A 25,456-nucleotide genomic window follows, 5' to 3' on the forward strand; every position below is an offset into this window, starting at 1 on the left:
GTGAGCGAAAGCGATGCGCAGTCCTTCGTCCGGGAACACGCCGGCTGGACCTATGCGTTCGACCGTAAAACCTTGCAACGCGGCCTGGACTACGCAGAGCAAGGCAAGAGTGAAATCGTATCGATCCGGGGCCTGACCATCCACGCCCAGTGCGCAGGCTCACAGGGCGGCGCCTACCACCAACGCATTTCCCTGGACATGACCGAAGAGGGCGTCGAATGCATCGGCACCTGTTCATGCCCGGTCGGGAACAACTGCAAGCATTGCGCGGCCGCGCTCTATGTCCTGGAACGCGGCCCGAACTGGGTCGAAGGCGCGCCTGCCAACCCGCTTGCGAACGCGCAGACAACGGGGCAACCGGTGGACCTCCCCCCCGATCTCGCGCACTGGGTGCAGGCACTGGAAATATCAGCAACGCCTCCCGCCGAGCCGACCCGGCGCAAGGGGCCGTCGCTCTATTACGTGGTCAGCGTCGAGAGCGGGCAATGCATGCTCAGCGTGTTCAAGGGCACTCGACAAGCTGAAGAGGGACTGAAACTGACGCGGCCCAGCTCGATGCCCGAACTGATCTACTACACCCCGCGCTACGTGACCGACGAGGACCTGCGTGCTCTGCGCCTGATCGATGCCATCAGCAAGGATTACAGCCTGCCGATCGCACGACTGGAAGGCAAGAAAGGCGCTGAACTCTACGAGTACGCCCTGGCCACAGGGCGCCTGCTGTTCGGCACCCAGCGAACGCCACTGATTCACGGGCCAGACCTGCAAGCCGAGTTCCGCTGGATGAGGTTGGACAACGGCAGTTACCGTGGCGCCTGGCACCCCGCCGATAATGCCCACACACTGGCACTGCCGCTCGACCCCCTGTACTACGTGGACACCGAAACGGGGCAGACAGGCAAACTGCTGCATGACCTGGACCCGTTCATCGCCAGCCAGCTGGCGAGTGCGCCCACCGTCCCGGAACACCTGGTCATTCCCCTGAGCCACCGCCTGAATGCCCTGAACCGCCAGGTCCCGACGCCCACGACCGTGCAAGTCGAGCACCTCGAGCAGGTTCAGCCGCGCCCTCACCTGACCCTGGGCAGCCTGGAGTTCAGTGCCTACATGCCCAAGACCGGCCGCATGCAGCGCCAGATGCAACACCGCGCGGCCCTCGCGTTCGATTACGACGGCCTGCGCGCCAGCGGCAACGACGACAAGCCACTGACCCGCCTGGTAGAGGCCACCAGCCAACGCATCCGCCGCCAGCCCCAAGCCGAGCAGGTGCTGCGCAAGGCCTTGCATGACCTGGGTTTCAAGCCCGCCACCCGGCAGAGCAAGGCGCTGCCCGACAGCGCCGGCGAAATGCTCCAGCTGCCCGACGATGAGGCCTGGCTGCGTTTTGCCCGTGAAGGCCTGCCGCGCCTGCGCGCGGCGGGCTGGGAAATCGACATTCACCGGGACTTCGCGTTCAACCTGCAAGAGGTGGAGGACTGGTACGCCAGCATCGACGAAGCGCCAGGCCATGAATGGTTCGACCTGGAACTGGGCATCGTCGTTGACGGCCAGCGCCACAGCCTGTTGCCGATCGTCCTGCAACTGCTGCGCAGCAACCCTGAACTGCTGCGCCCCAGCGAACTGGCCCGGCGCAGTGATGATGAGCACCTGGTGATCGACCTCAACCGCGGCCGCCTGGATAGCCCGACACTGCGCGTCGCCCTGCCCTACGGGCGGATCAAGGCGGTCATGGGCACCCTCGGCGAGCTGTACCTGCACGAGGACACCACCGGCCCGTCACTGCGCATGGACCGCGCCGACGCGGCGCGCCTGAACGACATCGACCACCTGCCCCTGCACTGGGAAGGCGGCAGCCATGTGCGCGACCTTGGCCGGCGCCTGCGCGATGCCCGCGACTTGCAGGTCGAGCCACCCGCCGCACTCAATGCCACCTTGCGCCCCTATCAGCAGCAAGGCCTGAACTGGTTGCAGGCACTGCGCGAAATGGGTACCGGCGGGATACTGGGCGACGACATGGGCCTGGGCAAAACCCTGCAGACCCTGGCCCACCTGCTGCTGGAAAAACAGAACGGCCACCTGGCTCACCCTGCCTTGGCGGTGATGCCGACCAGCCTGATCCCCAACTGGCTCGACGAGGCCCAGCGCTTCGCCCCTGGCCTACGCATGCTGGCCCTGCAGGGCCCAGGCCGTAACAAGCATTTTGCCAAGCTGCACGAATACGACCTGGTGTTGACCACTTACGCCCTGGTGCCACGGGACATTGAACACTTGCGCGCGCAACCCTGGAGCGTGCTGGTACTGGACGAAGCCCAGAACATCAAAAGCAGTACCAGCAAGGCCACCCTCGCGGTCTGCGAGCTGCAGGCCAACCAGCGCCTGTGCCTCACAGGCACACCGATGGAAAATAACCTGGGCGAACTGTGGTCGATCTTCCACTTCCTGATGCCCGGCTGGCTGGGCGAGGTCAAGCGCTTCAACCAGGACTATCGGACGCCAATCGAACGCCATGGCGATGCCGAGCGCCTGACGCACCTGGTCAGCCGCATCCGCCCGTTCCTACTGCGCCGCACCAAAGAGCAAGTGGCCACCGAGCTGCCCGCGAAAACCGAAATGGTGCACTGGGTCGAACTCAGCGACGCCCAGCGCGACACCTACGAGGCCGTGCGGGTGGCCATGGACAGGAAGGTCCGCGACGAAATTACCCGCAATGGCGCGGCTCGCAGCCAGATCGTGATTCTCGACGCCCTGCTCAAGCTGCGTCAGGTGTGCTGCGACCTGCGCCTGGTCAAAGGGGTGGAAACCAAGGGCAACCAGGCCGACAAAGGCAAGCTTGGCGCACTGCTGGAAATGCTCGAAGAGCTGCTCAGTGAAGGGCGGCGGGTGCTGCTGTTTTCCCAGTTCACCTCGATGCTGGCACTGATCGAACAGGAACTGCAAAAGCGCAAGGTCCGTTACAGCCTGCTTACCGGCGACACCCGCGACCGGCGCACGCCGGTGCAGCAGTTCCAGCAGGGGGACAGCGAAGTGTTCCTGATCAGCCTCAAGGCCGGTGGCGTAGGGCTGAACCTCACTGCTGCCGACACGGTGATCCACTTTGACCCGTGGTGGAACCCGGCCAGCGAGAACCAGGCCACCGACCGCGCCTACCGCATCGGCCAGGACAAGCCGGTATTTGTATTCAAGTTGATTACCCGCGGCACAGTGGAAGAGAAGATCCAGCAGCTGCAGCAGGATAAAGCCGCGCTGGCGGCGAGCCTGCTCGATGGCGGGCAGGCGGGGCAATGGCGCTTGGGGGATGAGGAAATCGACGCGCTGTTTGCGCCCTTGCCTGGGAAGCGAGGCCGGCAAGGCTAGTCATCGACAGGCAATATCGGCCTCTTTGCGGGTAGCCCCACGAAGAGGCCGATACCATCAATCGACCAACTGCGCTTCGCGCAGCGCACCCAAGGCCTCCAGCCAACGGGGCTGCTGGCGATAATCGGTACGCGCAAAGCCCTGCCCACGCATCCGCGCAATCCGCGGCGAGGGCTTGACCTTCAGCCGCTGCGCCGCAGTCAGCGCCAGCTCCGCCGCGGCCCGGTCGTTACACACCAGCCCCATGTCGCAACCCGCACTCAAGGCCGCCTCGATGCGGTTGGCCGCATCACCCACTACATGGGCGCCAGCCATTGACAGGTCGTCACTGAAAATCACCCCGTCAAAGCCCAGCTCGCCGCGCAGGATGTCCTGCAACCAACGACGCGAGAAGCCGGCAGGCTGGTTGTCGACCTGCGGATAGATGACATGGGCAGGCATTACGGCCGCCAGTTGGCCACTGAGGCGGCTGAACGGAATGAGGTCTGCCTGGCGCAGTTGCTCGAGGCTACGCTCATCGGTCGGGATAGCCACATGCGAGTCCGCCTCGGCCCAGCCATGCCCCGGGAAGTGCTTGCCACAGGCCGCCATGCCCGCTGCGTTCATGCCGCGGATGAAGGCGCCGGCCAGTTGCGTGGCCCGCTGCGGATCACCTTCGAAGGCGCGGCTACCCACCACGGCGCTGCGCTGATGGTCCAGGTCCAGCACGGGGGCAAAGCTCAGGTCCAGCCCCACCGCCAGCACCTCGGTGGCCATCAGCCAACCACAGTGTTCGGCCAGGGACTCGGCATTGACGTTATCAGCGATCGCACGCATGGCCGGCAGGCGCACGAAGCCCTGGCGCAAGCGCTGCACCCGTCCACCTTCCTGGTCGACGGCCAGGATCAGCTCAGGACGGATGGCACGGATGGAAGCACACAGCTCGCGCACCTGGCGCGGGCTCTCGATGTTGCGGGCAAAGATGATCAGGCCGGCCACTTCCGGCTGGCGCAGAAGCTGGCGGTCCTCGGCGGTCAGCCATTTACCGGCGATATCCACCATCAGGGAGCCTTGCAGGCTGACGGTCATAGGTAATCCTTCATTGCAGACGAAGAGAAGCCCAGGTCGGGCATGCCAGGGTGCGCTCGAAACAGGCCCGGCAGATTGGTGTTGTGCAGGCGACTGACACCTGGCTCATAGCCATTGCGCCAGAACAGGTCAGCGAGGGGAATGCGCAGGAAATCGAGGTCGGACATGGGCGCTAGCTTAGCTGAAGCGCCCTGCCCCGCCCAGCCTTCAGGCCTTGGCGGTAGTGCTGGCGGCCTTGCTGCGCGGGCGCAGCTGTGCCGATGCCATGGCCGCGTCGGTGACGCCACTGTCGGCGCGCATGCCGGCAGCCAGGAACGGCACCATCAGGCGCATCACCTGCTCGATCGAGGTATTGATGCCAAAATCGGTTTCGGCGATGGCGCGCAACGCCTTGATCCCGGACATGCTGAAAGCCGCAGCACCCAGCATGAAATGCACCCGCCAGAACAGCTCGAGCGGCGGGATCCGCGGCGCGGCCTCGTTGACCAGCAGCATGTAGCGGCGGAACACCTTGCCGTACATGTCTTCCAGGTAGCGACGCAGGTGCCCCTGGCTCTGGCTGAAGGCAAGGCCCAACAGGCGCATGAAAATGGACAGATCGTTATTGCTGCGCGGCTGCACCACCAATGCCTGCTCCACAAGCATTTCCAGCAGTTCTTCGAGGCTGGGCTTTTGCTCAGGCTTGGCCTGACGCCGCTCCAGCTCACGCTCCAGGCTGGCACAGAACGGCCCGAGGAAACGCGAGAACACGGCCTGGATCAAGGCCTTCTTGGAGCCGAAATGGTAGTTGACCGCCGCCAGGTTGACCCCGGCCTTGCTGGTAATCAGGCGCAACGAGGTTTCGGCGAACCCCCTCTCCGCGAACAACTGCTCGGCAGCATCGAGAATGCGTTCAACGGTTTCCGATTGGGCCATGACTACTCCGCCAGACTGACAAACAAGTGTTTGAAACATACGTTTCAGCCCTGCGGATGTCAAGGCTCGGTGACCGAGCGGTCGTCATTAAAAAGCCCTTGGTTGCACGCTGCAAGCGACATGATCGTTGGCCAGGCAGTTTTTCTTGCAGCTTGGCGCTTGCAGCTCATCCAGTACTGTATATAATCCCAGTCACTGTATAAAAAGACAGAGCGCCCGCCATGTTGAAACTGACGCCACGCCAAGCCGAAATCCTGGCCTTCATCAAACGCAGCCTTGAAGACAACGGCTTCCCGCCGACACGCGCGGAGATCGCTCAGGAGCTGGGCTTCAAATCGCCCAACGCCGCCGAGGAGCATCTCAAGGCCCTTGCGCGCAAAGGTGCCATTGAAATGACCCCGGGCGCCTCCCGTGGCATTCGCATCCCAGGCATCGAAGCCAAGACCGAAGAAAGCGGGTTGCCCATCATCGGCCGGGTCGCTGCCGGTGCACCGATTCTCGCCGAACAGCACATCGAGCAATCCTGCAACATCAACCCAGCCTTTTTCCACCCGCGCGCCGACTATCTGCTGCGCGTACACGGCATGAGCATGAAGGACGTCGGCATCTTCGACGGCGATCTGCTGGCCGTGCACACCTGCCGCGAGGCCCGCAACGGCCAGATCGTCGTCGCCCGTATCGGTGATGAAGTCACCGTCAAGCGCTTCAAGCGCGAAGGCAGCAAGGTCTGGCTCATCGCCGAAAACCCAGAGTTCGCCCCTATCGAAGTCGACCTGAAAGAACAGGAGCTGGTGATCGAGGGTTTGAGTGTCGGCGTAATTCGTCGCTGATCCAGGAGGCGTCATGCAACAGTTCATCCAAGCACATCAGCAGGTTCAGCTTCCACTGTTCGAAGCCTTTCTCGCCCAGCCGGTATTGCCGGGCCTGAAAGCCAGCGAACAGGCACGCAAAAGCAGCCAACCAGACCTGTTCAGTGAACTGTCCCTGCGTGGCGCACCCGAGCACTGCCAGAGTTTGCTGGCACCGGTTTTGCGCGAGTTGAGCGAAGAGCAGGAAGCACGCTGGCTTACCCTGATCGCACCGCCTCCCAGCCTGACCCAGGCCTGGCTGCGCGACGCTGGCCTCAACCGCGAGCGCATCCTGCTGCTGCAGCCTGGCGGCAACCAAAGCGCCCTGCAACTGGCCTGCGAGGCATTGCGCCTTGGGCGCAGCCACACGGTGGTCAGCTGGCTTGGCAGCGTCAATGCCACCGCACGTCAGCAACTGGTACGCGCAGCCAGTGCCGGAAACGCACAAAGCCTGAACATCCGCCTCGGCTGATGTTCAGGCTTTGCCTGTCATAAAACCTGATGCTCAGTGCAGTACGCGTGGCCCTTCGTCGCGCTCAAGCTCGCCATCCATCAAACGGCCGGCCATCTGCACACCCACACTCAGCATGGCCTTGGCCACTTCAACATGTTGCCCCTGCAGGAACGCCTTGGCATCTTCCGAGAAATCCAGGGTTACCAGGGAGCCTTCGTCCTCGGCGCGACGCAACTCGATTCGGCCATCAGGCAACTCGACAATTTCTAGAAAAGACGTAGACATATAGGGCTGTTCTCCACGAAAGGCCGGTATTGTACCAGCCACAGCGGGTATCAGCACTCACTCAACGCGTCACGGAAACGTCTCACCAAACCTTTGAGGTTGTGGCGCCAGCTTTCCAGCTCGTCCCGCGACAGCGCAGGCCGCTCGGGCTCGTCGAGGTTGATGGCCTGAATAAGCGGCTGGGTGACGTCACCTTTTGGGGCTTTTTTCGCGACCGGTGGTCGGAACAATTCGGCATAAGCGCCCAACAGTTGCGCCAACCAGGTTTCGCGTTGCCTGGCCAATTCCAGCAGCTCCGCCACTTCGGGAATGGCAATGCCATTGAGGGCATCGTCGGCAAGCGCTTGCTCGACGGTAGCCGCCACTGGCAGGCGGTAGAACCCGCCAATCTCATGGCATAACCCCAACAGCGCACCGTACAGGTGGAACAACGCCGATTCGCGCTCAGCCTGGACCAGGCCCTGAGCATTCATGGCCTGACTGCCCTCAGCCTTGGCCATGGACTCGAGGGCAAGGCCAGCGAAGAAGAGTTTCTGGTTAGTGCGGGTGTAGAGTTCCTGGGCCATCTTGAGTGGCCTCCCTAAGGCTGCAAGGCGAATACCTGCAGTTTCAGGGATCAGGGTGTACTTGTCACCCATGAAATAGGGCCGCATAGCGGCCCCATTCAATTGCACGATCAGCGCTTGTCTTCAACCTTCCAGGCATTGCCGTCGTAAAACGCCTTCCAGCCGGTCGGCTTACCATCGACCTCGGACTGCACGTACTGCTCCTTGGTCTTGCGGTTGTAGCGGATCACCGCCGGGCGACCCTCCGGGTCTTTGGGCGGCGCATCGCACAGGAAATGATACTTCGGGTCGATCTCGTGCTTGTGCGGCAGAATTTCCAGCACCAACGGCGCACGCGTCTCGCGGTTCTTGGGGAACTGGCTGGCAGCCAGGAACAGCCCCGAAGCACCATCGCGCAGCACGTAGGTATCGTCGACCTTCTCGCACTTGAGTTCCGGCATGTCCACCTTGTCCATCTTCGGTGGCGCCGCCTCACCGCTCTTGAGCAGTTTTCGGGTGTTTTTACAGGCCGGGTTGGTACAGCCGAAGAACTTGCCGAAACGGCCCGTCTTAAGCTGCATCTCGCTGCCGCACTTGTCGCACTCCAGGCTCGGACCTTCATAACCTTTGATGCGATAGCTGCCCTCTTCGATCTCGTAACCGGCGCAATCGGGGTTGTTACCGCAGATATGCAGCTTGTGCTTCTCGTCGAGCAGGTAAGCGTCCATCGCGGTGGCGCAGATCGGGCAGCGGTGCTTGCCCAAAAGAACGCGCGATTCCGACTCACCTTCGTCGTCCGCCGCAATTTCATCGCCCGGCACCAGGTTCACGGTGGCCTTGCAACGCTCTTTGGGCGGTAGGCTGTAGCCGGAGCAACCCAGGAACACGCCAGTGGAGGCGGTGCGGATCATCATCGGGCGCCCGCATTCCTTGCACGGAATATTGGTCATGGTCGGCTGGTTGGCGCGCATGCCGTGTTCAGCGGATTCAGCAGTCAGCAGTTTCTTGCTGAAGTCACCGTAGAACTCGTCAAGAACGTTCTTCCAGTCACGCTCGCCCTGGGCCACGTCATCGAGGTTCTCCTCCATGCCGGCAGTAAAACCGTAGTCCATCAGGTTGGCGAAGCTTTCCGACAGGCGCTCGGTCACGATGTCGCCCATTTTTTCGGAATAGAAACGGCGGTTATGCAGGGTCACATAGCCACGATCCTGAATGGTGGAAATGATGGCCGCGTAGGTCGACGGGCGACCGATACCGCGTTTTTCCATTTCCTTGACCAGACTGGCTTCGGTGAAGCGCGCCGGCGGCTTGGTGAAATGCTGGCTCGGGTCGATCTGGATCAGCTTGAGTGCTTCGCCCTGGACCATTTCTGGCAGTACGTCGTCCTCACCCGGTTTGCTCTGCTGCGCCAACACGCGGGTATAACCGTCGAACTTGAGGATGCGGCCCTTGGCGCGCAGCTCGAAGTCACCCGCGGCCACGGTAACGCTGGTGGACAGGTACTGTGCAGGCGGCATCTGGCAGGCCAGGAACTGGCGCCAGATGAGTTCGTACAGGCGCTCGGCATCACGCTCCATACCGCTGAGCTTGGTCGGGTGCGTGTTGACGTCGGATGGACGAATCGCTTCGTGCGCTTCCTGCGCCCCTTCCTTGCTGCCGTACACCAGCGGCGCTTCGGGCAGGTACTGCTTGCCGAATTCGCGCTCGATGTAGCTGCGCGCCATGTCCAGCGCGTCGGCCGACAAGTTGGTAGAGTCGGTACGCATGTAAGTGATGTAGCCCGCTTCGTACAGGCGCTGCGCCATCATCATGGTCTTCTTCACCCCGAAGCCCAGGCGGTTGCTCGCTGCCTGCTGCAGGGTGGAGGTGATGAACGGCGCCGAAGGCTTGCTGCTGGTGGGGCGGTCTTCACGCTTGACCACGCTGTAGCTAGACGCCTTGAGCTTGTCCAGCGCAGCCATGGCCTGGGCTTCGTTGAGCGGTTTGAAGGCCTCACCCTTCTCGCGGGTGACTTCGAAGCGCACCTTGGCGTTCTTCGCAGTGCCCAGGTCGGCGTGAACTTCCCAGTACTCTTCGGGGATGAACGCGCGAATCTCGCGCTCACGCTCAACCACCAACTTCACCGCCACCGACTGCACGCGGCCTGCCGACAGGCCACGGGCGATCTTGGCCCACAACAGTGGCGAGACCATGTAGCCCACCACGCGATCGAGGAAGCGCCGCGCCTGCTGGGCGTTGACGCGGTCGATATCCAGTTCGCCAGGCTGCGAGAAGGCATCCTGGATGGCCTTCTTGGTAATTTCGTTGAACACCACGCGCTTGTAGCGGGTGTCGTCACCCCCGATGGCTTCGCGCAGGTGCCAGGCAATGGCCTCCCCTTCGCGGTCCAAGTCGGTTGCGAGATAGATGGTGTCGGCATCCTTGGCCAGGCGGCGCAGCTCTTCGATCACCTTTTCCTTGCCAGGCAGGATTTCGTACTTGGCCTTCCAGCCGTGCTCGGGGTCCACGCCCATGCGCGCCACCAGTTGGCGACGGGCCTTTTCTTTGGGCGACAGGGCCGGAGCCTCACCCGCAGCCTTGCCCCGCTTGGCGGCCGGCTCTTTGCTCGCGCTGGCCGAACCGCTGGTGGGGAGGTCTCGGATATGGCCGATACTCGACTTCACCACGTACTGGTTGCCCAGGTACTTGTTGATGGTCTTGGCCTTGGCCGGGGATTCCACAATGACCAGCGATTTGCCCATGGATCGGAGTATTCCTGAATCTGAAGATGAAAAACGCGTCAGGTGCCGGACGCGGCACCGCTATATATAGTGGCAATAGAGTGAGGTCAAGCGCGGTCGTTCACTCTTGCACCTTGCCAGGCTGCCCAGACAACCCCGCTTCTGCCTTGACCAAAGCAAAGCGTGGCACCTGCTCGCCGTCAACCTCGACGGATTCCTGGAACATCGAAAGCGGGCGTACCCAGTAGCTGTAATCACCATACAGGCACTGGTAGAACACCATCCACTCCTCGCTTTCGGAGTGCCGCGCAGCACTGAAGACACGGTACTCAGGCCCTTTGTAATGCCGGTATACGCCTGGTTGTATCTGCATGCCGCTACCCTCTTGAAACAAATGCCTAAAAAAACAAAAACCGGGGCACAGGGCCCCGGCTGCTGCCTTGCTACGCGATCAGACGCGTTCGAAGACCGTGGTAATGCCCTGGCCCAAGCCTACGCACATGGTCGCCACCCCGAGGGTGCCACCATTTTGCTTCATGACGTTGAGCAGGGTGCCGGAAATCCGCGCCCCGGAGCAACCAAACGGGTGGCCCAACGCAATAGCGCCGCCGTGCAGGTTAACCTTCTCATCCATCTTGTCGAGCACTTTCAAGTCTTTGAGCACTGGCAGGGCCTGTGCAGCGAAGGCTTCGTTGAGCTCGATGAAGTCGATATCGGCCATGGTCAGGCCGGCACGCTTGAGGGCTTTCTGGGTCGACGGGACTGGCCCATAGCCCATGATTGCAGGGTCCACACCCGCCACCGCCATCGAGCGAATCACCCCCAGCGGCTGGATGCCAAGGTCCATTGCACGCTGGCCGGACATGACGATCATGCACGACGCGCCATCGGTGATCTGCGACGAGGTACCGGCAGTGACGGTACCACCTTTCGGGTTGAACGCCGGCTTGAGCGACGCCAGGCCTTCGAGGGTGGTTTCCGGGCGAATGGTCTCGTCGAAGTCGAAGACCTTCAGGAAACCGTTCTCGTCATAGCCCTGCATCGGGATGATCTCGTCCTTGAACTTGCCCTCGACTGTCGCCTTATGGGCAAGCTGGTGCGAACGCACGCCGAACAGGTCCTGTTGCTCACGGGTGATGCCGTGCATCTTGCCGAGCATCTCGGCAGTCAGGCCCATCATCCCGGAAGCCTTGGCAGCGTGCAAGGACAGGTGCGGGTTAGGGTCCACACCGTGCATCATGCTGACGTGGCCCATGTGCTCGACACCACCGACCACGAACACATCACCGTTGCCAGTCATGATGGCCTGGGCAGCCGTGTGCAGCGCGCTCATCGACGAACCACACAGGCGGCTGACGGTCTGGGCAGCCGAGGTGTGGGGAATCTGGGTCATCAGCGACGCCATGCGGGCGATGTTCCAGCCCTGCTCCAGGGTCTGGTTGACACAGCCCCAGATCACGTCCTCGACTTCTTTCGGGTCAACCTTGCCGTTGCGCTCGAGCAGCTTGCTGATCAGGTGCGCCGACATGTCTTCGGCGCGGGTGTTGCGGTGCATGCCACCCTTGGAGCGGCCCATCGGCGTGCGACCGAAGTCGACAATCACCACGTCTCTTGGATTGAGGCTCATATTGATAATCTCGCTCTACTCTCTCTAAGGCGTTGGCCGCTCAGTTGAAGAAGCGCTGGCCATTCTTGGCCATTTCGCGCAACTTCGCGGTCGGGTGGTACAGCGGCCCCAGATCAGCGTACTGATCGGCCAGGGCGACGAACTCGGCCACGCCGATCGAGTCGATGTAGCGCAGCGCACCCCCGCGGAACGGAGGGAAACCAATGCCGTAGACCAGGCCCATGTCCGCCTCGGCAGCCGTCTCGACAATGCCGTCTTCCAGGCAGCGCACGGTTTCCAGGCACAGCGGGACCATCATCCAGTTGATGATGTCTTCGTCGGTCACTTCACGTTGCTCGAAGACAATCGGCTTGAGCACGTCGAGCACGGTGGCGTCGAACACTTTCTTCGGCTTGCCGCGCTTGTCGGTTTCATAGGCGTAGAAGCCCTTGCCGTTTTTCTGCCCCAGACGGTTGGCCTCGTACAGCGCGTCGACGGCCGAGCGGCGCTCGTCCTTCATGCGGTCCGGGAAGCCTTCGGCCATCACGTCGCGGCCGTGGTGGCCGGTGTCGATGCCGACTACGTCCATCAGGTAGGCCGGGCCCATCGGCCAGCCGAACTTCTCCATGACCTTGTCGATGCGCACGAAGTCGACGCCAGCGCTGACCAGCTTGGCAAAGCCGCCGAAGTACGGGAACAGCACACGGTTGACCAGGAAGCCCGGGCAGTCGTTGACCACGATAGGGTTCTTGCCCATCTTCTTGGCGTAGGCGACGGTGGTGGCAACGGCCACTTCACTGGACTTCTCGCCACGGATCACTTCCACCAACGGCATCATGTGCACCGGGTTGAAGAAGTGCATGCCGACGAAGTTTTCGGGGCGCTTGAGGGCTTTGGCCAGCAGGTTGATGGAAATGGTCGAGGTGTTGGAGGCAAGGATCGCATCATCCTTCACCTGCCCTTCAACCTCTGCCAGCACGGCCTGCTTGACTTTCGGGTTCTCGACCACGGCCTCGACGACGATGTCGACGTTGGCAAAATCACCGTAGGACAGGGTCGGGCGGATGGCGTTGAGTGCCTCAGCCATTTTGGCCGGAGTCAGGCGGCCTTTCTCGACGCGATTGCCGAGCAGCTTGGACGCCTCGTTCAGGCCCAGCTGGATGGCTTCCTCGCGGATGTCCTTCATCAGGATCGGGGTGCCCTTGACCGCCGACTGATAGGCGATGCCGCCCCCCATGATGCCTGCGCCGAGCACGGCAGCCTGCTTCACGTCGTGGGCGATTTCGTCATGGGCCTTGGCCTTGCGCTTGAGCTCCTGGTCGTTCAGGAACAGGCCGATCAGGCTCTCGGCGACCGAGGTCTTGGCCAGCTTGGCAAAGCCCGCCGCTTCTACCTCCAGAGCCTTGTCACGGCCAAAGTTGGCGGCTTTCTGGATGGACTTGATGGCTTCTACCGGAGCCGGGTAGTTCGGGCCAGCCTGGCCAGCGACGAAGCCCTTGGCGGTCTCGAACGCCATCATCTGCTCGATGGCATTGAGCTTGAGCTTTTCCAGCTTGGGCTGACGCTTGGCCTTGTAATCCAGCTCGCCGCTGATGGCGCGCTTGATCAGGTCCAGGGCACCGGCCTGCAACAGTTCCGGGGCGACCACGGCGTCGACGGCACCGACTTTCAAGGCGTCTTCGGCACGGTTTTCCTTGCCAGCGGCGATCCACTCGATGGCATTGTCCGAGCCGATCAGGCGCGGCAGACGCACGGTACCGCCGAAGCCTGGGTAGATGCCCAGCTTGACTTCCGGCAGGCCGATCTTGGCGGTGCTGGACATGACCCGGTAGTCGGCGGCCAGGCACATTTCCAGGCCGCCACCCAGGGCGATGCCGTTGATGGCGGCAACGGTCGGCACTTCGAGGTCTTCGAAGGCATTGAAGATGCGGTTGGCTTCCAGGTTGCCGGCAACCAGCTCGGCCTCGGGCAGCTTGAAGTTATCGACGAATTCGGTGATGTCGGCGCCGACGATGAACACGTCCTTGCCACTGCTGACGATCACGCCCTTCACCGAGGCGTCGGCCTTGATGGCGTCGACGGCCTGGCGCAGCTCGTCCAGGGTCAGGCGATTGAACTTGTTGACGGACTCACCCTTGAGGTCGAACTTCAGTTCGACGATGCCGCTTTCAAGAGCCTTAACCGTGATGGCTTTACCTTCGTAAATCATCAACTGATCTCCACGATATGGAAGCTGAACTGTACACGCCGATCGCTGGAGGCAAGGCAGCACTTGGCTGCTCTCGCTCCAGGCACACCCGTCAGCGCGCTAGTCGGGATTCTGTACGAGCGGTGTGACATACAAACGCTCAATTCATACGCCCGTTTGATTTGGGTATGCACACATTCTCCGAAAAGGTCAGCGTTGTCAAATGGTCGCAGGCACCGGGAAAACGCGACTTTGCGGTCATCGCGCATCGGGTGGGCGCAAAACCCGCTGACAGTGATTGCAGATCATTCATGTCAGCGATTGACCACAAAAACTGCCCTGCGCTGCATTTTTCCAGCAGCACGGCGACGCTCGGCTACACTGCCAGTGGCTTCAGGAAAACCCGGCCTGCCTGGCCTTTTCTGCGCAGCAGAAACGACAAAGCGGCAATCTGGCAACGCTCCCTCAGGGGCGCTGCCGGATTGCCGCTTTGTCGTTAACGGGGGCTCAGGCGAGGGTTTCGAAGGCGTGGGCAATATCCTGCAATACAGATTTATCGCCCCGCTCGCTCCAGTACAGGGCAATCATGCGTTTATCGGCTTCGACCTTGTAGACAGTCGCCGGCAAGCGTGCAAACACCTCGGCCAGGCGTGCCTCCTCGCACACTTCGCGCCATTGGTTCCACCACACCCCAGGGCTGATCTGCCAGTAGCACCAGCTGTCTTCATGGCCGCGGCGTCGCGCTCGATGGTACTGCGGGCACGGGCTGGGCGGTTCTTTTTCGAGCCAGTGCGGCCACTGCTGCGGCGCCAACTGCATGGCCAGGCCCATGCGCCGCGCCTCCAGGCGCAAGCTCATCTGCTCGCCCTGCTTGCGCGACACCCGCAACCAGGAAAGCGGGCTGAGAATCAGCGCAAGGATTGACACCACCAGCCATACCGTCATATCTGTAGATCCCATAAAGCGTTGCAAATGAGCGGGTTACTCGGTTTCACGGATAACCTGCTCGAAAGCGACCATACTTCTACTATCGCGATTGTCAGGAGTACAGCTCATGTCCTACGAACATCTTCTGGTCGCCGTCGACCTCACCGAAGAGTGCGACCCGGTGATCAAACGTGCCATGAAGCTCGCCGAGCCGACCGGCGCCAAAGTCTCACTGGTGCATATCGTCGAACCCATGGCCATGGCCTTCGGCGGTGACGTGCCGATGGACCTGTCGCAGTTGCAACAGCAGCAGTTCGATCAGGCCAAGGAGCGTATGGATCGCCTGTTCAACAAATACCCTGAGATCAACCGCGGTGATTCGCACCTGACCTACGGCCAGCCACGCCAGGAAATCCACCAACTGGCCAAGGACCAGAAGTGTGACCTGATCGTGGTCGGCAGCCATGGCCGCCATGGCTTGGCACTGCTGCTCGGCTCCACCGCCAACGACGTGCTGCACGGCGCGCCGTGCGATGTGCTGGCTGTGCGGTTGCTGAAGAAGGAATGATCTAGCCTGTTCCGGCCTCATCGCCCACAAGCCGGCGATGAGGCCAGGACTGCCTCAACCTTCCAGTTCTGCCCAACGCTCTACCAGCACATCCAGCTCGCCCTGCATTTTTTCAAGCTTGGCCAGCACCGCCGAGGTTTCCTCGATCGGCCGCTGATAGAAGCCCGGCGCGTTGACCTCTTCCTGCGCTGCCGCCATGCGCTGCTCCAGCTCGTCGATCTGCCCCGGCAGCATCTCCAGCTCACGCTGCAACTTGTAACTGAGCTTCTTCTTCGACGCATCGGCTGCCGCGACTACCGGTGCAGGCGCCGCTTCCACTGCCGGCTTCTCGACCACCGCAGTATTGAGCTCGGACTTGCCGCCTTTGCTCTCGGTCACGCCAAGCAGCTTCGGCGACCCGCCCTGGCGGATCCAGTCTTCGTAGCCGCCGACATACTCGCGTACCCTGCCCTGCCCCTCGAACACCAGCGTGCTGGTGACCACGTTATCGAGGAAGGCCCGGTCGTGGCTGACCATCAGCACGGTGCCCTTGTAGTTGCACAGCACCTCCTCGAGCAACTCGAGGGTTTCCACATCGAGGTCGTTGGTCGGCTCGTCGAGCACCAGCAGGTTGGCCGGCTTGCTGAACAGCTTGGCCAGCAGCAGACGCGCCCGCTCGCCCCCAGACAGCGCCTTGACCGGCGTGCGGGCACGCTGCGGGCTGAACAGGAAGTCGCCCAGGTAGCTCAGCACATGGCGGCTCTGGCCATCGATCTCGATGAAGTCGCGGCCTTCGGCGAGGTTGTCGATCACGGTCTTTTCCAGATCGAGCTGATGGCGCATCTGGTCGAAATAGGCGACTTCCAGCTTGGTGCCACGCTCGACCTTGCCCGAGGTAGGCTCCAGATCGCCCAGCATCAGCTTGAGCAGGGTGGTCTTGCCGGTACCGTTGGCACCCAGCAGGCCGATACGGTCCTGACGCTGCAGCACCATCGAGAAGTCCTTGACCAGCATCGGCCCCTCGGGGTGCGCAAAGCTGACGTTCTCCAGCACCATCACCTGCTTGCCGGATTTTTCCGCTGCCTCGATCTGGATATTCGCCTTGCCCTGACGCTCGCGGCGCTCACTGCGCTCGACACGCAAGGCCTTGAGCGCACGCACCCGGCCTTCGTTACGGGTACGGCGCGCCTTGATGCCTTGGCGGATCCACACCTCTTCCTGTGCCAGGCGCTTGTCGAACAGCGCATTGGCGGTTTCCTCGGCGGCCAGCGCGGCCTCCTTGTGCACCAGGAAACTGGCGTAGTCGCCGTTCCAATCGATCAGGCCGCCACGGTCCAGTTCGAGGATACGGGTGGCCAGGTTCTGCAGGAAGGAACGGTCGTGGGTGATGAACAGCACGGCGCCATTGAAGCCGCTCAGGGCCTCTTCGAGCCAGGCGATGGCACCGATGTCCAAGTGGTTGGTCGGCTCGTCGAGCAGCAGCAGGTCAGGCTCGGACACCAGCGCCTGGGCCAGCAGGACGCGGCGGCGCCAGCCACCGGAAAGCTCGGCCAAGGTCTTTTCGGCCGGCAGTTGCAGGCGGCTCAGGGTGCTTTCCACCACTTGCTGCAGGCGCCAGCCATCACGGGCCTCCAGCTCGTGCTGGACGTGCATGAGTTTTTCCAGATCCTCGTCGCCGTGGATGTTCTGGCTCAGATGGTGGTATTCGGCAAGCAGCTCACCGACGCCGTCCAGGCCGGCAGCCACCACGTCGAAGACGCTGCGCTCGTCAGCCACCGGCAGCTCCTGCGGCAGCTCACCGATCTTCAGGCCGGGGGCGCGCCAGATTTCGCCGTCGTCGCCCTTCTGCTCACCTTTTACCAGGCGCAGCATGCTCGACTTGCCGGTGCCGTTGCGGCCGATGATGCACACCCGCTCGCCACGGGCGATCTGCCAGGACACTTTGTCCAGCAGCGGCATCGCGCCGAATGCGAGGGACACATCGCTGAATTTGAGCAGGGTCATGTTCGTCTCCAGAAAGCGGGCGCGCATTCTACCTGAGTTGGCCCATTCCGGCATTAAGTTGACCACGCCGCCAGGGTATTGCGACATCCGGTCGAAGTTAATGCCTTGATACAAGCACAGTGCTTTCACCCGCGACCGGCAAACAGCTAAGCTAAGGCATAGCTTCCAACAGTGCTGGCTTCGCCGTCACTTTCCCATGGTTCAACTGCCCGGACGTATCATGCGCAGCCGCCTGTTACAGATTGCTTCCTGCCTGCTGCTCACCGCCGCCACCGTCAGCGCGGCGCAGGCCATCGACCTTTCCCAGCAACGCCAGTACTACGATGAGGCCAAGCGTGCACTGGCCAAGGGGGACAAGGGCCCTTACCTGCGCTATGCCCCGGCCTTGCGCGACTACCCGTTGACCCCCTACCTGGCGTACGACGAACTTACCGCGCGCCTGAAAACCGCCAGCAACGAAGAAATCGAAGGTTTCCTGGCCAAGCATGGCGACCTGCCCCAGGCCAACTGGATGAAACTGCGCTGGTTGCGCTGGCTGGCCGAGCGTGGTGAGTGGAACACCTTCGTCAAGTACTACGACCCCAAGCTCAACTTCACCGAACTGGACTGCCTCAACGGCCAGTACCAGCTCAGCCACGGCCTGCGCGCCGAGGGCTACGCCAGCGCAGAAAAACTGTGGAACGTGGGCAAGTCGCAACCGGCCGCCTGCGACACCCTGTTTGGCATGTGGGCCGCCGAAGGCCAGCTGACCGAAGCCAAACGCTGGAACCGGGCCAAGCTGGCAGCCCAGGCGCGCAACTACGCCCTGGCCAATAACCTGGTCAACTCCCTGACCACGCTTGGCGCGCAGGGCCGCCTGCTGGTGGACGTGGCGCAGAAGCCTGAACTGCTCAACCAGCCATCGCGCTTCACCCCGGTCAACGAGGCCATGTCCGACGTGGTCAGCCTGGGCTTGCGCCGCCTGGCCCGCCAGGACCCGGAGCGCGCCATGGCACTGCTCGACGACTACGCCCAGCGCATGCACTTCTCCCGTGACGAGAAGGTCGCCATCGCGCGCGAGATCGGCCTGACCCTGGCACGCCGCTACGACCCGCGCGCCCTCGACCTGATGACCCGCTACGACCCGGAACTGCGCGACAACACCGTCAGCGAATGGCGCCTGCGCCTGCTGTTGCGCCTGGGCCGCTGGGAGGACGCCTACGAGCTGACCAAGCGCCTGCCCCAGGACCTGGCCAGCAGTAGCCGCTGGAAGTACTGGCAGGCGCGCAGCCTGGAGTTGGCGCAACCCAACAACCCGCAGATTCCACTGCTGTACAAGACCGTGGCGCGTGAACGTGACTTCTATGGCTTCCTCGCTGCCGACCGCGCGCAAACGCCCTATCAACTGAACAACAAACCGCTGGTACTCAGCCCGCAACTGGTGAACAAGGTACGCAATACCCCAGGTATCCAGCGCGCCCTGGAGTTCCATGCCCGTGGCCAGATCGTCGAAGGCCGCCGTGAGTGGTACCACGTCAGCCGTCACTTCAACCGTGACGAGATGGTGGCCCAGGCGCGCCTGGCCTACGACCTGCGCTGGTACTTCCCGGCCATTCGCACCATCAGCCAGGCGCAGTACTGGGACGATCTGGATATCCGCTTCCCGATGGCCCATCGCGATACCCTGGTACGTGAAGCCAAGGTACGCGGGCTGCACTCAAGCTGGGTATTCGCCATCACCCGTCAGGAAAGCGCCTTCATGGAAGATGCCCGCTCCAGCGTCGGCGCCAGCGGCCTCATGCAACTGATGCCAGCCACGGCCAAGGAGACCGCACGCAAGTTCAGCATCCCGCTGGCCTCGCCGCAGCAGGTGTTCAACCCGGACAAGAACATCCAGCTGGGCGCCGCCTACCTGAGCCAGGTGCACAGCCAGTTCAACGGCAACCGCGTATTGGCCTCGGCGGCCTACAACGCCGGCCCCGGCCGGGTACGCCAGTGGCTCAAGGGGGCCAAACACCTGAGTTTCGATGTGTGGGTGGAGTCGATCCCATTCGACGAGACACGCCAGTACGTGCAGAACGTGCTGTCGTACTCGGTGATCTACGGGCAGAAGCTCAATGCACCGCAACCCCTGGTGGATTGGCACGAGCGGTATTTCGACGACATGTGATCCGCATCCGGCCTCTTCGCGGGTAACCCGCGAAGAGGCCGGTAACGCCCCCTTATTCCAGCACTTCGACCTCCATCCCTACCGCCAGCCGGCCACTGCCATCTACCGCCAGGTTCTGCCCGAATAAAATATCCCCCTCCTTTTCGCGGAAGGTCTTGAGCGTGGTCAACGGCTCACGGTCCGGGCTGCGTGCCCCGGTCGCCGGGTCCAGCGTGGTGAAGATGCACCGCACGCTGGGTTTGAGCACACGAAACTGCAACCCGCCAATGCGTATGCGCTTCCAGCCATCCTCGGCAAACGGCGCTGCCCCCTGCACCACTAGGTTTGGCCTGAAGCGCAGCATTTCCATGGGCCGGCCAATGCGCCGGTTCAACTCATCCAGCGAGCCCTGGCCGATCAGCAACAACGGAAAACCATCGGGGAACGCCGCACGGTCACTGTTCAAGCCGTAGCCACTGGGCAGGTAGCGCGCCCGCTGCTCCGGGCAATAGACCAGCCGTACCGGCTTGCCAAGCAGTTGCGACAGCCAGGCTGCAGCCTCATCACCTGCATCCGGCACGCGCAAGGTATCGCGCCAGAGGGTCACACCACGCAAGCCCTCGTCAGCAGGCGGCACTGCCACCTGCACCGGCGCCTGCCCTGGGGTCTCCAACCGCAACGCCCCCGCCTCACTTACGCTCGCCTTGAGCTGGCTGAGTTGCGGCCAGGCGCGCTGGGTCAGGAAGCGTCCGTTGTCTTCCTCGACCACCAGCCAGCGCCGGTCGCCTGACAGACCAAGAGGGTCTACCGCGCATGCCTGCAGGCATTGCGCCTGGCCTGACTTCACCGGGTACCGGTACAGCTCACTCAGAAACATCCCTGCCTGCCTCGTGCCATGTCAAACAGCAAGCTTATACCCGGCAGCGGCATGGATCACGCGGTGGTGGTATCCAGAAGCAGGCGCTGTTTGACCACATCGACCAGGCGATCGGGCTGGAACTTGGAGAGGAAGTTGTCACAGCCGACTTTCTTGACCATCGATTCGTTGAAGCTGCCCGACAACGAGGTGTGCAACACCACATAAAGCTTGCGCAGGCGCGCGTCGTTGCGGATCTCGGTCGTCAGCCGGTAGCCATCCATTTCCGGCATTTCCGCATCGGTGAACACCATCAGCAGCTTCTCGCAGACATCCTCGCCAGCGTCGGCCCAGCCCTTGAGCATGCGCAATGCTTTCAGGCCATCACTGGCCACATGCAGCTTCACCCCCAGTTGCGACAGGGTGTCCCGCAGCTGCGCCAGGGCAACACTGGAGTCATCCACCAGCAGCACCTCACGGCCTCGGGCGCGGGCCAGCACCGGGTCGGCCAGCTTGTCACCGGACACCCTGGCGTTGTACGGCACGATCTCGGCCAGCACCTTCTCCACGTCGATCACTTCCACCAGCTTGTCATCGACCTTGGTAATGGCCGTCAGGTAATGCTGGCGGCCCGCACTGGAAGGCGGCGGCATGATGGCCTCCCAGTTCATGTTGACGATGCGATCGACCCCACCCACCAGAAATGCCTGCACCGAGCGGTTGTACTCGGTGACGATGATGGTGCTGTCCGGCCCGGGTTGCAGCGGGCGCATGCCGATCGCCTGGGACAGGTCGATCACAGGCAACGTTTGCCCGCGCAGGTTGACCACACCACAGACGAATGCGTGACGCTGTGGCATCAAGGTCAGCTTGGGCAGTTGCAGCACTTCCTGCACCTTGAACACGTTGATTGCGAACAGCTGGCGGCCAGCCAGGCGAAACATCAGTATTTCCAGGCGGTTCTCACCTACCAGTTGCGTTCGTTGGTCTACCGTGTCGAGAATGCCAGCCATTGGAAAACCTCCAGGCTTGAGTCGGAAAATGTGAATTCATTCACCCTGTATCGGCGGCTCAAGGCGCAGCTTGACCCTCACGGGAAAATGCCGCACAGGGCAATTGATATCAAATTACCATCATGCTTTACTGCGGTCCTCAACGCCCAGATCGACAGCGATTCCCACCTGCCACCCCCTAGGCAGGCATCAGGGAAACCCTTAGTAGCAATCGGGCTAAAGCTGATGTTCGCGATATCCTTTAGCCATTAATGTGACGCCATTCTCATTGCATGAATGGAGTCAGGCTTTTGCTAGCGATCGACATGGCGTGCCCATTTTCTGCTCCTGCCCTGCGCACTGGAGTGTCTTGATGGACAGCACAGTCCCAAAGAGCGGCGCCCTGCAGGAATTCCTGCTGGATGCTCAGGTCTTGCTGACCCAGTGCCAGGAATGCCTGCAGCACCTGGAGTTGATCGCCAATGACCCGGACGCCTGTCATTGCCTCAGCCACACCCTCGATACCCTGGCACGTCGCGCCAGCGGCCTGGGCCTGCTTGAAGTCGCTCACTACTGCACCGTGCTGCAGCAGTTGCTGGCACCGGCCTGCCAACGCCAGCACCTGCACAGCAAGGCCTTGCCGGCGCTGGATGCCTGCCTGACCCTGCTGGCCTGGCAGCTGGAGCTGGTCGACGCCCAGACCGGCCGCCTGGCCCTGGACACCAGCGAGCAAGTCGCGCTGCTGACCGAACTGGCCACCGTGCTGGATCAACCGGTGCCGCAAACGTGTGCGCCGTGCCACGAACAGGGCAACCGCTGCGATCATCCTCACCAGAGCCTGCCACAGGGCGCCACGCCCAGCCTGCCCAACCAGGCACATTAGCGGGGCGGCAATCCAACTAAGTGCGTATTAAATGCCGCACCCAGGTCGAACTTGTGAACAGCTGTTAGTTCAGGCACCTGCAGTTGACCCATGACAATCCCAAGTTGAAATGGGCCGCCCACCGTTGGACTAAGTGACATCACTTTGATAGCCATTGCCTTCGCCAAAAAGTCGTGTTCCACCCGCAGATCCCGAGGTTTCAAAGCATTGCCCAGCCGCGACCAAACCGGTCCGAGGTGTTACCATGCGCACTAACAAATACCGGCCGACCGTATACAGAACGCTTACTCATCCGCTCGGCGATTAATTGAAAGCACGACGCCAAAGCCTCTGGCAAAACATGTGCAAGGCCTCCATCAGCAAGACTTCAGTGGCTTCCCAATTTATGTTCCCACGCTTGAAGACCCCTTTGCGCTGCCGTTCTCGCGCTACCCTGCTGCGCTGGGCGACGGCATTGCTGTGCGTGGGCTCGCTGGTTGCCAATCTGTTGCTGCTGGTGCAGGGCAACGCGATGCCGGCCAGCCTGCTACTGCTGCAGCTGGTGGCCATGCTCGGGGTCGCCTGGCACCTCAGGCACGGCGCCAAGTCGATCAGCATGCGCCCGGCGGAACTGGCCGACCGCATGCTCAAGGTTCAGGAAAGCGAACGCCAGCACCTGAGCCGTGAACTGCACGACGACATCGGCCAGTTGCTGACCGCCGCCAAACTCCAGGTGGAATGGCTGCAACGCCGTGTCCCCGACGACTTGCAAGCGCATTTCGGGACCTTGCGCGGCACCTTGGAAGACACCCTGGGCAAAGTCCGTGACGTCTCCGCCATTCTCAACCCGCGCCAGTTGGCCAGCCTTGGCCTGGAAGCCAGCCTGCGCGCTCACCTGGTGCGTACGCTGGCAAACTCCGATGTGCACTGGAGCCTGGAATGCAACCAACGCCTGGGCGGGATCTGCGAGGAGGTGGCCATGGCCGCCTTCCGCATCACCCAGGAGGCTGTCACCAACATGCTGCGCCATGCCCAGGCGCGTAACCTGACCATCCGCCTGCAGCGCAGCGCCGCCGGCCTAACGTTGTCGATCGAAGATGATGGCCAGGGATTCACGCCGGCGGCCAACCCGGCCGTGGCAGGCCAACGGGGCATGGCCGGCATGCAGGAGCGTGCCACTGCCCTGCAGGGCAGCCTGGAGATCGCCAGCCAGCCTGGCCTGGGCACCCGGATCGTGGTGCTGTTCCCGTGGCCACCACGCACCCATGAACGTGCCAGGACGCCTGTTTCCCGATGACCTGTAGATTGCTGCTGGTGGATGACCACTCGCTGATCCGTGCCGGGGTCCGTGCCCTGGTGTCCGATATCCCCGGCTACACCGTCGTTGGCGAGGCCGACGATGGTGGTCAGCTGCTCGAGCATGTTCAGCAACTGCACCCGGACATTGTCCTGCTGGACATTTCCATGCGCACCACCAGTGGCCTCGACGCCCTCACCCTGCTGCGCGCCACGGGCAACACGTGCAAGGTGCTGATCCTGTCGATGCACACCGACCCGGAGTTGATCATGCGGGCCCTGGAGAGCGGCGCCCATGGCTATCTGCTCAAGGATGCCACTGCCACCGAACTGGAGCAGGCGCTTGCCGCCCTGCGCACCGGCGAGCGCTACCTCAGCCCGGCCATCGCCCACACGGTGATCAACCAGGCACTCATGCGCGCCCAGCACGGTAAACAACCGGATACCGAGCGGCACAACCTGACGGCGCGACAACTGGAAATCCTGCGCCTGATCGTACGCGGCAAGTCCACCCGCGAGATCGCCACGGGCCTGGGCCTGTCGATCAAGACCGTCGAAACCCACCGCTCGCAGATCATGAAGCGTCTGCAGATCTACGACGTTGCCGGTCTGGTGCTGTTTGCCGTGCGCGAAAAGATCATCAGCCTGGACGACTGAGCAGCGGCGAGTCGCCCGGCAGGTGCAGGCGCAACGCGCCAGGGCGAACATCAAAACGCAGGCTTTCGGCCTGCAGCGGCTCACCGTCGAGGTTCATGTCCAGGCCTTGCGTGCTCTTGACTTCAACCCACGGCACGCGCGCGCGTACAAACAGCCCCTCACCGCCCAGCAGGTCACGCAGAGCCCCCACTACCTGCTGCGGTGCCGGCAGGATCGCAACGTCAAGCAAGCCATCGTCCACCCTCGCCTCAGGGCACAACACCTGCCCGCCACCGGCCTGGCGGCCGTTGCCGATGCCCAGTGCCAGCAGCTCGCCTTGCCAATGGAAGTCCGGACCGGCCACCTCCACCGACGCCGCCTGCAGCTCGCTGAAGCGGGACAGGCCGGTGAACAGGTAGGCCGCACCGCCCAGCACTTTCTTCAGGTCTTCAGAGGTGCTGGCCGTGACCTGGCTGCCAAAGCCGCCGGTGGCCATGTTCAGAAACAGTTGCTCACCCACCCGCCCGAGATCGATCGGCCGTGCCGGCACCTCCAGCAGAGCCAACGCCTGCGCAGGCTGCAGCGAAACGCCGGCGGCCCTGGCAAAATCATTCGCTGTGCCCAACGGAAGCAGCACCAGGCTGGCCTCGGTGCCCGCCTGCCCCATGGCTTCAGCCACTTCGCGCAAGGTTCCGTCCCCGCCACCGGCAACCACGTGCGTATAGTCGGCCGCCAGCGCTTCGCTGACCAGCCGCTGAGCATCGCCCGCCTCCCAGGTCACCCGCACGTCCAGCGTCCAACCCTGTTCGCGCTGCGCGAGCACGGCCTTGCGCACCTCTTCGTTCATCGCCTGCTTGCCATGCAGGATCAATATCGCCTTGCGCATCACGCTTCTCCATCGGGACAACCAGTGCAGATCTCGACCACTGGCAGCGGCAGAATGCTGCATGGCGCAGGAAATTAAGCACCGCCAGGTCATGGGCCTGCCTGTTCGAGCAAAAGCGCCCTTTCCAGACCCTCCATGCTCGACAACTCTTTGGCTGTTTTAGGTCAATCATTCAAACAAGACGATTTTTTGACGAAAATCGTACCAACAAGCCCGCAATCACCTGGGCGAAGGCGCCATCGTGCGCTTTACTGTTAGCTACGGACGCGTACCGGCAGCAGCAATCAGCTGGCTGCCAAGGGCGCGTTTTTTGTCCGCGGCCTTTAACGAGGATTCCGG

Annotated in this window: 23 protein-coding genes; 9 read left to right on the plus strand and 14 right to left on the minus strand. The window is 62.4% G+C overall.

What is annotated here, in order from left to right:
- Complete coding sequence (locus tag APH34_RS28920) at window positions 1-3,354, plus strand: DEAD/DEAH box helicase (RefSeq protein ID WP_082422871.1); 3,354 nt, start codon at window positions 1-3, stop codon at window positions 3,352-3,354.
- A gap of 57 nt (window positions 3,355-3,411) precedes the next feature.
- Here the strand turns inward: APH34_RS28920 and nagZ are convergent, their stop codons facing one another.
- From nagZ to APH34_RS23040, 3 genes are read right to left on the minus strand one after another with little or no spacing between them, the layout of a single operon-like run.
- Window positions 3,412-4,410, minus strand: a complete 999-nt coding sequence (nagZ, locus tag APH34_RS23035) for a beta-N-acetylhexosaminidase (protein ID WP_176514617.1) — start codon at window positions 4,408-4,410, stop codon at window positions 3,412-3,414.
- Window positions 4,411-4,418: 8 nt separating this feature from the next.
- Window positions 4,419-4,589, minus strand: coding sequence for a hypothetical protein (locus APH34_RS29375; protein WP_156358118.1), 171 nt, complete (start codon window positions 4,587-4,589; stop codon window positions 4,419-4,421).
- Between the two features lie 40 nt (window positions 4,590-4,629).
- Window positions 4,630-5,337: a TetR/AcrR family transcriptional regulator gene (locus APH34_RS23040; protein WP_054903091.1), complete on the minus strand. Its 708-nt coding sequence runs from the start codon at window positions 5,335-5,337 to the stop codon at window positions 4,630-4,632.
- A 221-nt stretch (window positions 5,338-5,558) separates the two neighbouring features.
- Here APH34_RS23040 and lexA point away from each other — a divergent pair, with 221 nt between their 5' ends.
- Both lexA and sulA read left to right on the plus strand, forming a co-directional pair.
- Complete coding sequence (gene lexA, locus APH34_RS23045) at window positions 5,559-6,167, plus strand: transcriptional repressor LexA (protein WP_054903092.1); 609 nt, start codon at window positions 5,559-5,561, stop codon at window positions 6,165-6,167.
- A 13-nt stretch (window positions 6,168-6,180) separates the two neighbouring features.
- Window positions 6,181-6,657 carry an SOS-induced cell division inhibitor SulA gene (sulA, locus tag APH34_RS23050; protein WP_054903093.1) on the plus strand — a complete coding sequence of 159 codons (477 nt, stop codon included), beginning with the start codon at window positions 6,181-6,183 and terminating at the stop codon, window positions 6,655-6,657.
- Between the two features lie 33 nt (window positions 6,658-6,690).
- Here sulA and APH34_RS23055 read toward each other — a convergent pair whose 3' ends face one another.
- The 6 genes from APH34_RS23055 to fadB form a co-directional block, all read right to left on the minus strand.
- Window positions 6,691-6,924: a hypothetical protein gene (locus APH34_RS23055; protein WP_004376430.1), complete on the minus strand. Its 234-nt coding sequence runs from the start codon at window positions 6,922-6,924 to the stop codon at window positions 6,691-6,693.
- A 50-nt stretch (window positions 6,925-6,974) separates the two neighbouring features.
- Entirely contained in the window at window positions 6,975-7,490 is a 516-nt protein-coding gene (locus APH34_RS23060) for a DUF6586 family protein (protein WP_054903119.1), read from the minus strand.
- Window positions 7,491-7,600: 110 nt separating this feature from the next.
- Window positions 7,601-10,210 (minus strand): type I DNA topoisomerase, encoded by a 2,610-nt coding sequence (topA, locus tag APH34_RS23065; protein WP_054903094.1) that lies wholly within the window; start codon window positions 10,208-10,210, stop codon window positions 7,601-7,603.
- A gap of 100 nt (window positions 10,211-10,310) precedes the next feature.
- Window positions 10,311-10,562: a DUF1653 domain-containing protein gene (locus APH34_RS23070; RefSeq protein WP_054903095.1), complete on the minus strand. Its 252-nt coding sequence runs from the start codon at window positions 10,560-10,562 to the stop codon at window positions 10,311-10,313.
- Between the two features lie 78 nt (window positions 10,563-10,640).
- The gene (gene fadA, locus APH34_RS23075) at window positions 10,641-11,816 is read right to left on the minus strand and encodes an acetyl-CoA C-acyltransferase FadA (protein WP_054903096.1); all 1,176 of its coding nucleotides are present in this window, start codon (window positions 11,814-11,816) and stop codon (window positions 10,641-10,643) included.
- Between the two features lie 40 nt (window positions 11,817-11,856).
- Window positions 11,857-14,004 carry a fatty acid oxidation complex subunit alpha FadB gene (gene fadB / locus APH34_RS23080; protein WP_054903097.1) on the minus strand — a complete coding sequence of 716 codons (2,148 nt, stop codon included), beginning with the start codon at window positions 14,002-14,004 and terminating at the stop codon, window positions 11,857-11,859.
- Window positions 14,005-14,171: 167 nt separating this feature from the next.
- On the opposite strand from fadB, the gene APH34_RS29380 reads away from it, so the two are divergent.
- A complete protein-coding gene (locus tag APH34_RS29380) occupies window positions 14,172-14,483 on the plus strand; it encodes a hypothetical protein (RefSeq protein WP_156358119.1) in 312 nt (103 codons plus the stop codon).
- A 7-nt stretch (window positions 14,484-14,490) separates the two neighbouring features.
- Here APH34_RS29380 and APH34_RS23085 read toward each other — a convergent pair whose 3' ends face one another.
- Window positions 14,491-14,928, minus strand: a complete 438-nt coding sequence (locus APH34_RS23085) for a hypothetical protein (protein WP_054903098.1) — start codon at window positions 14,926-14,928, stop codon at window positions 14,491-14,493.
- Window positions 14,929-15,037: 109 nt separating this feature from the next.
- Between APH34_RS23085 and APH34_RS23090 the strand changes: the two genes are divergently transcribed.
- Window positions 15,038-15,478: a universal stress protein gene (locus APH34_RS23090; protein ID WP_054903099.1), complete on the plus strand. Its 441-nt coding sequence runs from the start codon at window positions 15,038-15,040 to the stop codon at window positions 15,476-15,478.
- A gap of 54 nt (window positions 15,479-15,532) precedes the next feature.
- Here the strand turns inward: APH34_RS23090 and APH34_RS23095 are convergent, their stop codons facing one another.
- Window positions 15,533-17,461, minus strand: coding sequence for an ATP-binding cassette domain-containing protein (locus APH34_RS23095; protein ID WP_054903100.1), 1,929 nt, complete (start codon window positions 17,459-17,461; stop codon window positions 15,533-15,535).
- A 220-nt stretch (window positions 17,462-17,681) separates the two neighbouring features.
- Here APH34_RS23095 and APH34_RS23100 point away from each other — a divergent pair, with 220 nt between their 5' ends.
- Window positions 17,682-19,610, plus strand: a complete 1,929-nt coding sequence (locus APH34_RS23100) for a transglycosylase SLT domain-containing protein (protein WP_054903101.1) — start codon at window positions 17,682-17,684, stop codon at window positions 19,608-19,610.
- 52 nt (window positions 19,611-19,662) lie between these two features.
- On the opposite strand, the gene APH34_RS23105 is transcribed toward APH34_RS23100, so the two are convergent.
- Both APH34_RS23105 and APH34_RS23110 read right to left on the minus strand, forming a co-directional pair.
- Window positions 19,663-20,466 (minus strand): MOSC domain-containing protein, encoded by an 804-nt coding sequence (locus APH34_RS23105; protein ID WP_054903102.1) that lies wholly within the window; start codon window positions 20,464-20,466, stop codon window positions 19,663-19,665.
- Window positions 20,467-20,522: 56 nt separating this feature from the next.
- On the minus strand, window positions 20,523-21,458 hold the full coding sequence (locus tag APH34_RS23110; RefSeq protein WP_054903103.1) for a chemotaxis protein CheV: 936 nt from the start codon (window positions 21,456-21,458) through the stop codon (window positions 20,523-20,525).
- A 352-nt stretch (window positions 21,459-21,810) separates the two neighbouring features.
- Between APH34_RS23110 and APH34_RS23115 the strand changes: the two genes are divergently transcribed.
- The 3 genes from APH34_RS23115 (at window position 21,811) to APH34_RS23125 (ending at window position 24,252) form a co-directional block, all read left to right on the plus strand.
- Entirely contained in the window at window positions 21,811-22,320 is a 510-nt protein-coding gene (locus tag APH34_RS23115) for a hypothetical protein (RefSeq protein ID WP_054903104.1), read from the plus strand.
- Window positions 22,321-22,705: 385 nt separating this feature from the next.
- A complete protein-coding gene (locus APH34_RS23120) occupies window positions 22,706-23,596 on the plus strand; it encodes a sensor histidine kinase (protein ID WP_054903120.1) in 891 nt (296 codons plus the stop codon).
- Window positions 23,593-24,252, plus strand: a complete 660-nt coding sequence (locus tag APH34_RS23125; RefSeq protein WP_054903105.1) for a response regulator transcription factor — start codon at window positions 23,593-23,595, stop codon at window positions 24,250-24,252. Before APH34_RS23120 ends, APH34_RS23125 begins: the two co-directional genes overlap by 4 nt.
- Here the strand turns inward: APH34_RS23125 and yegS are convergent.
- Window positions 24,236-25,117, minus strand: a complete 882-nt coding sequence (gene yegS, locus APH34_RS23130; protein ID WP_054903106.1) for a lipid kinase YegS — start codon at window positions 25,115-25,117, stop codon at window positions 24,236-24,238. The two genes, APH34_RS23125 and yegS, sit on opposite strands and share 17 nt — an antisense overlap.
- Window positions 25,118-25,456: the final 339 nt, after the last annotated feature.

The organism is Pseudomonas sp. NBRC 111131 (assembly GCF_001320525.1).
Classification (GTDB): domain Bacteria; phylum Pseudomonadota; class Gammaproteobacteria; order Pseudomonadales; family Pseudomonadaceae; genus Aquipseudomonas; species Aquipseudomonas ceruminis.

What these genes read in the sequence shown, in the direction of transcription:
- APH34_RS29375 (WP_156358118.1), bottom strand. Translation starts at nt 4,589, where the DNA reads ATGTCCGACCTCGATTTCCTGCGCATTCCCCTCGCTGACCTGTTCTGG.
- APH34_RS23040 (WP_054903091.1), bottom strand. Translation starts at nt 5,337, where the DNA reads ATGGCCCAATCGGAAACCGTTGAACGCATTCTCGATGCTGCCGAGCAG.
- lexA (WP_054903092.1), top strand. Translation starts at nt 5,559, where the DNA reads ATGTTGAAACTGACGCCACGCCAAGCCGAAATCCTGGCCTTCATCAAA.
- sulA (WP_054903093.1), top strand. Translation starts at nt 6,181, where the DNA reads ATGCAACAGTTCATCCAAGCACATCAGCAGGTTCAGCTTCCACTGTTC.
- APH34_RS23055 (WP_004376430.1), bottom strand. Translation starts at nt 6,924, where the DNA reads ATGTCTACGTCTTTTCTAGAAATTGTCGAGTTGCCTGATGGCCGAATC.
- APH34_RS23060 (WP_054903119.1), bottom strand. Translation starts at nt 7,490, where the DNA reads ATGGCCCAGGAACTCTACACCCGCACTAACCAGAAACTCTTCTTCGCT.
- topA (WP_054903094.1), bottom strand. Translation starts at nt 10,210, where the DNA reads ATGGGCAAATCGCTGGTCATTGTGGAATCCCCGGCCAAGGCCAAGACC.
- APH34_RS23070 (WP_054903095.1), bottom strand. Translation starts at nt 10,562, where the DNA reads ATGCAGATACAACCAGGCGTATACCGGCATTACAAAGGGCCTGAGTAC.
- fadA (WP_054903096.1), bottom strand. Translation starts at nt 11,816, where the DNA reads ATGAGCCTCAATCCAAGAGACGTGGTGATTGTCGACTTCGGTCGCACG.
- fadB (WP_054903097.1), bottom strand. Translation starts at nt 14,004, where the DNA reads ATGATTTACGAAGGTAAAGCCATCACGGTTAAGGCTCTTGAAAGCGGC.
- APH34_RS29380 (WP_156358119.1), top strand. Translation starts at nt 14,172, where the DNA reads ATGCACACATTCTCCGAAAAGGTCAGCGTTGTCAAATGGTCGCAGGCA.
- APH34_RS23085 (WP_054903098.1), bottom strand. Translation starts at nt 14,928, where the DNA reads ATGACGGTATGGCTGGTGGTGTCAATCCTTGCGCTGATTCTCAGCCCG.
- APH34_RS23090 (WP_054903099.1), top strand. Translation starts at nt 15,038, where the DNA reads ATGTCCTACGAACATCTTCTGGTCGCCGTCGACCTCACCGAAGAGTGC.
- APH34_RS23095 (WP_054903100.1), bottom strand. Translation starts at nt 17,461, where the DNA reads ATGACCCTGCTCAAATTCAGCGATGTGTCCCTCGCATTCGGCGCGATG.
- APH34_RS23100 (WP_054903101.1), top strand. Translation starts at nt 17,682, where the DNA reads ATGCGCAGCCGCCTGTTACAGATTGCTTCCTGCCTGCTGCTCACCGCC.
- APH34_RS23105 (WP_054903102.1), bottom strand. Translation starts at nt 20,466, where the DNA reads ATGTTTCTGAGTGAGCTGTACCGGTACCCGGTGAAGTCAGGCCAGGCG.
- APH34_RS23110 (WP_054903103.1), bottom strand. Translation starts at nt 21,458, where the DNA reads ATGGCTGGCATTCTCGACACGGTAGACCAACGAACGCAACTGGTAGGT.
- APH34_RS23115 (WP_054903104.1), top strand. Translation starts at nt 21,811, where the DNA reads ATGGACAGCACAGTCCCAAAGAGCGGCGCCCTGCAGGAATTCCTGCTG.
- APH34_RS23120 (WP_054903120.1), top strand. Translation starts at nt 22,706, where the DNA reads ATGTTCCCACGCTTGAAGACCCCTTTGCGCTGCCGTTCTCGCGCTACC.
- APH34_RS23125 (WP_054903105.1), top strand. Translation starts at nt 23,593, where the DNA reads ATGACCTGTAGATTGCTGCTGGTGGATGACCACTCGCTGATCCGTGCC.
- yegS (WP_054903106.1), bottom strand. Translation starts at nt 25,117, where the DNA reads ATGCGCAAGGCGATATTGATCCTGCATGGCAAGCAGGCGATGAACGAA.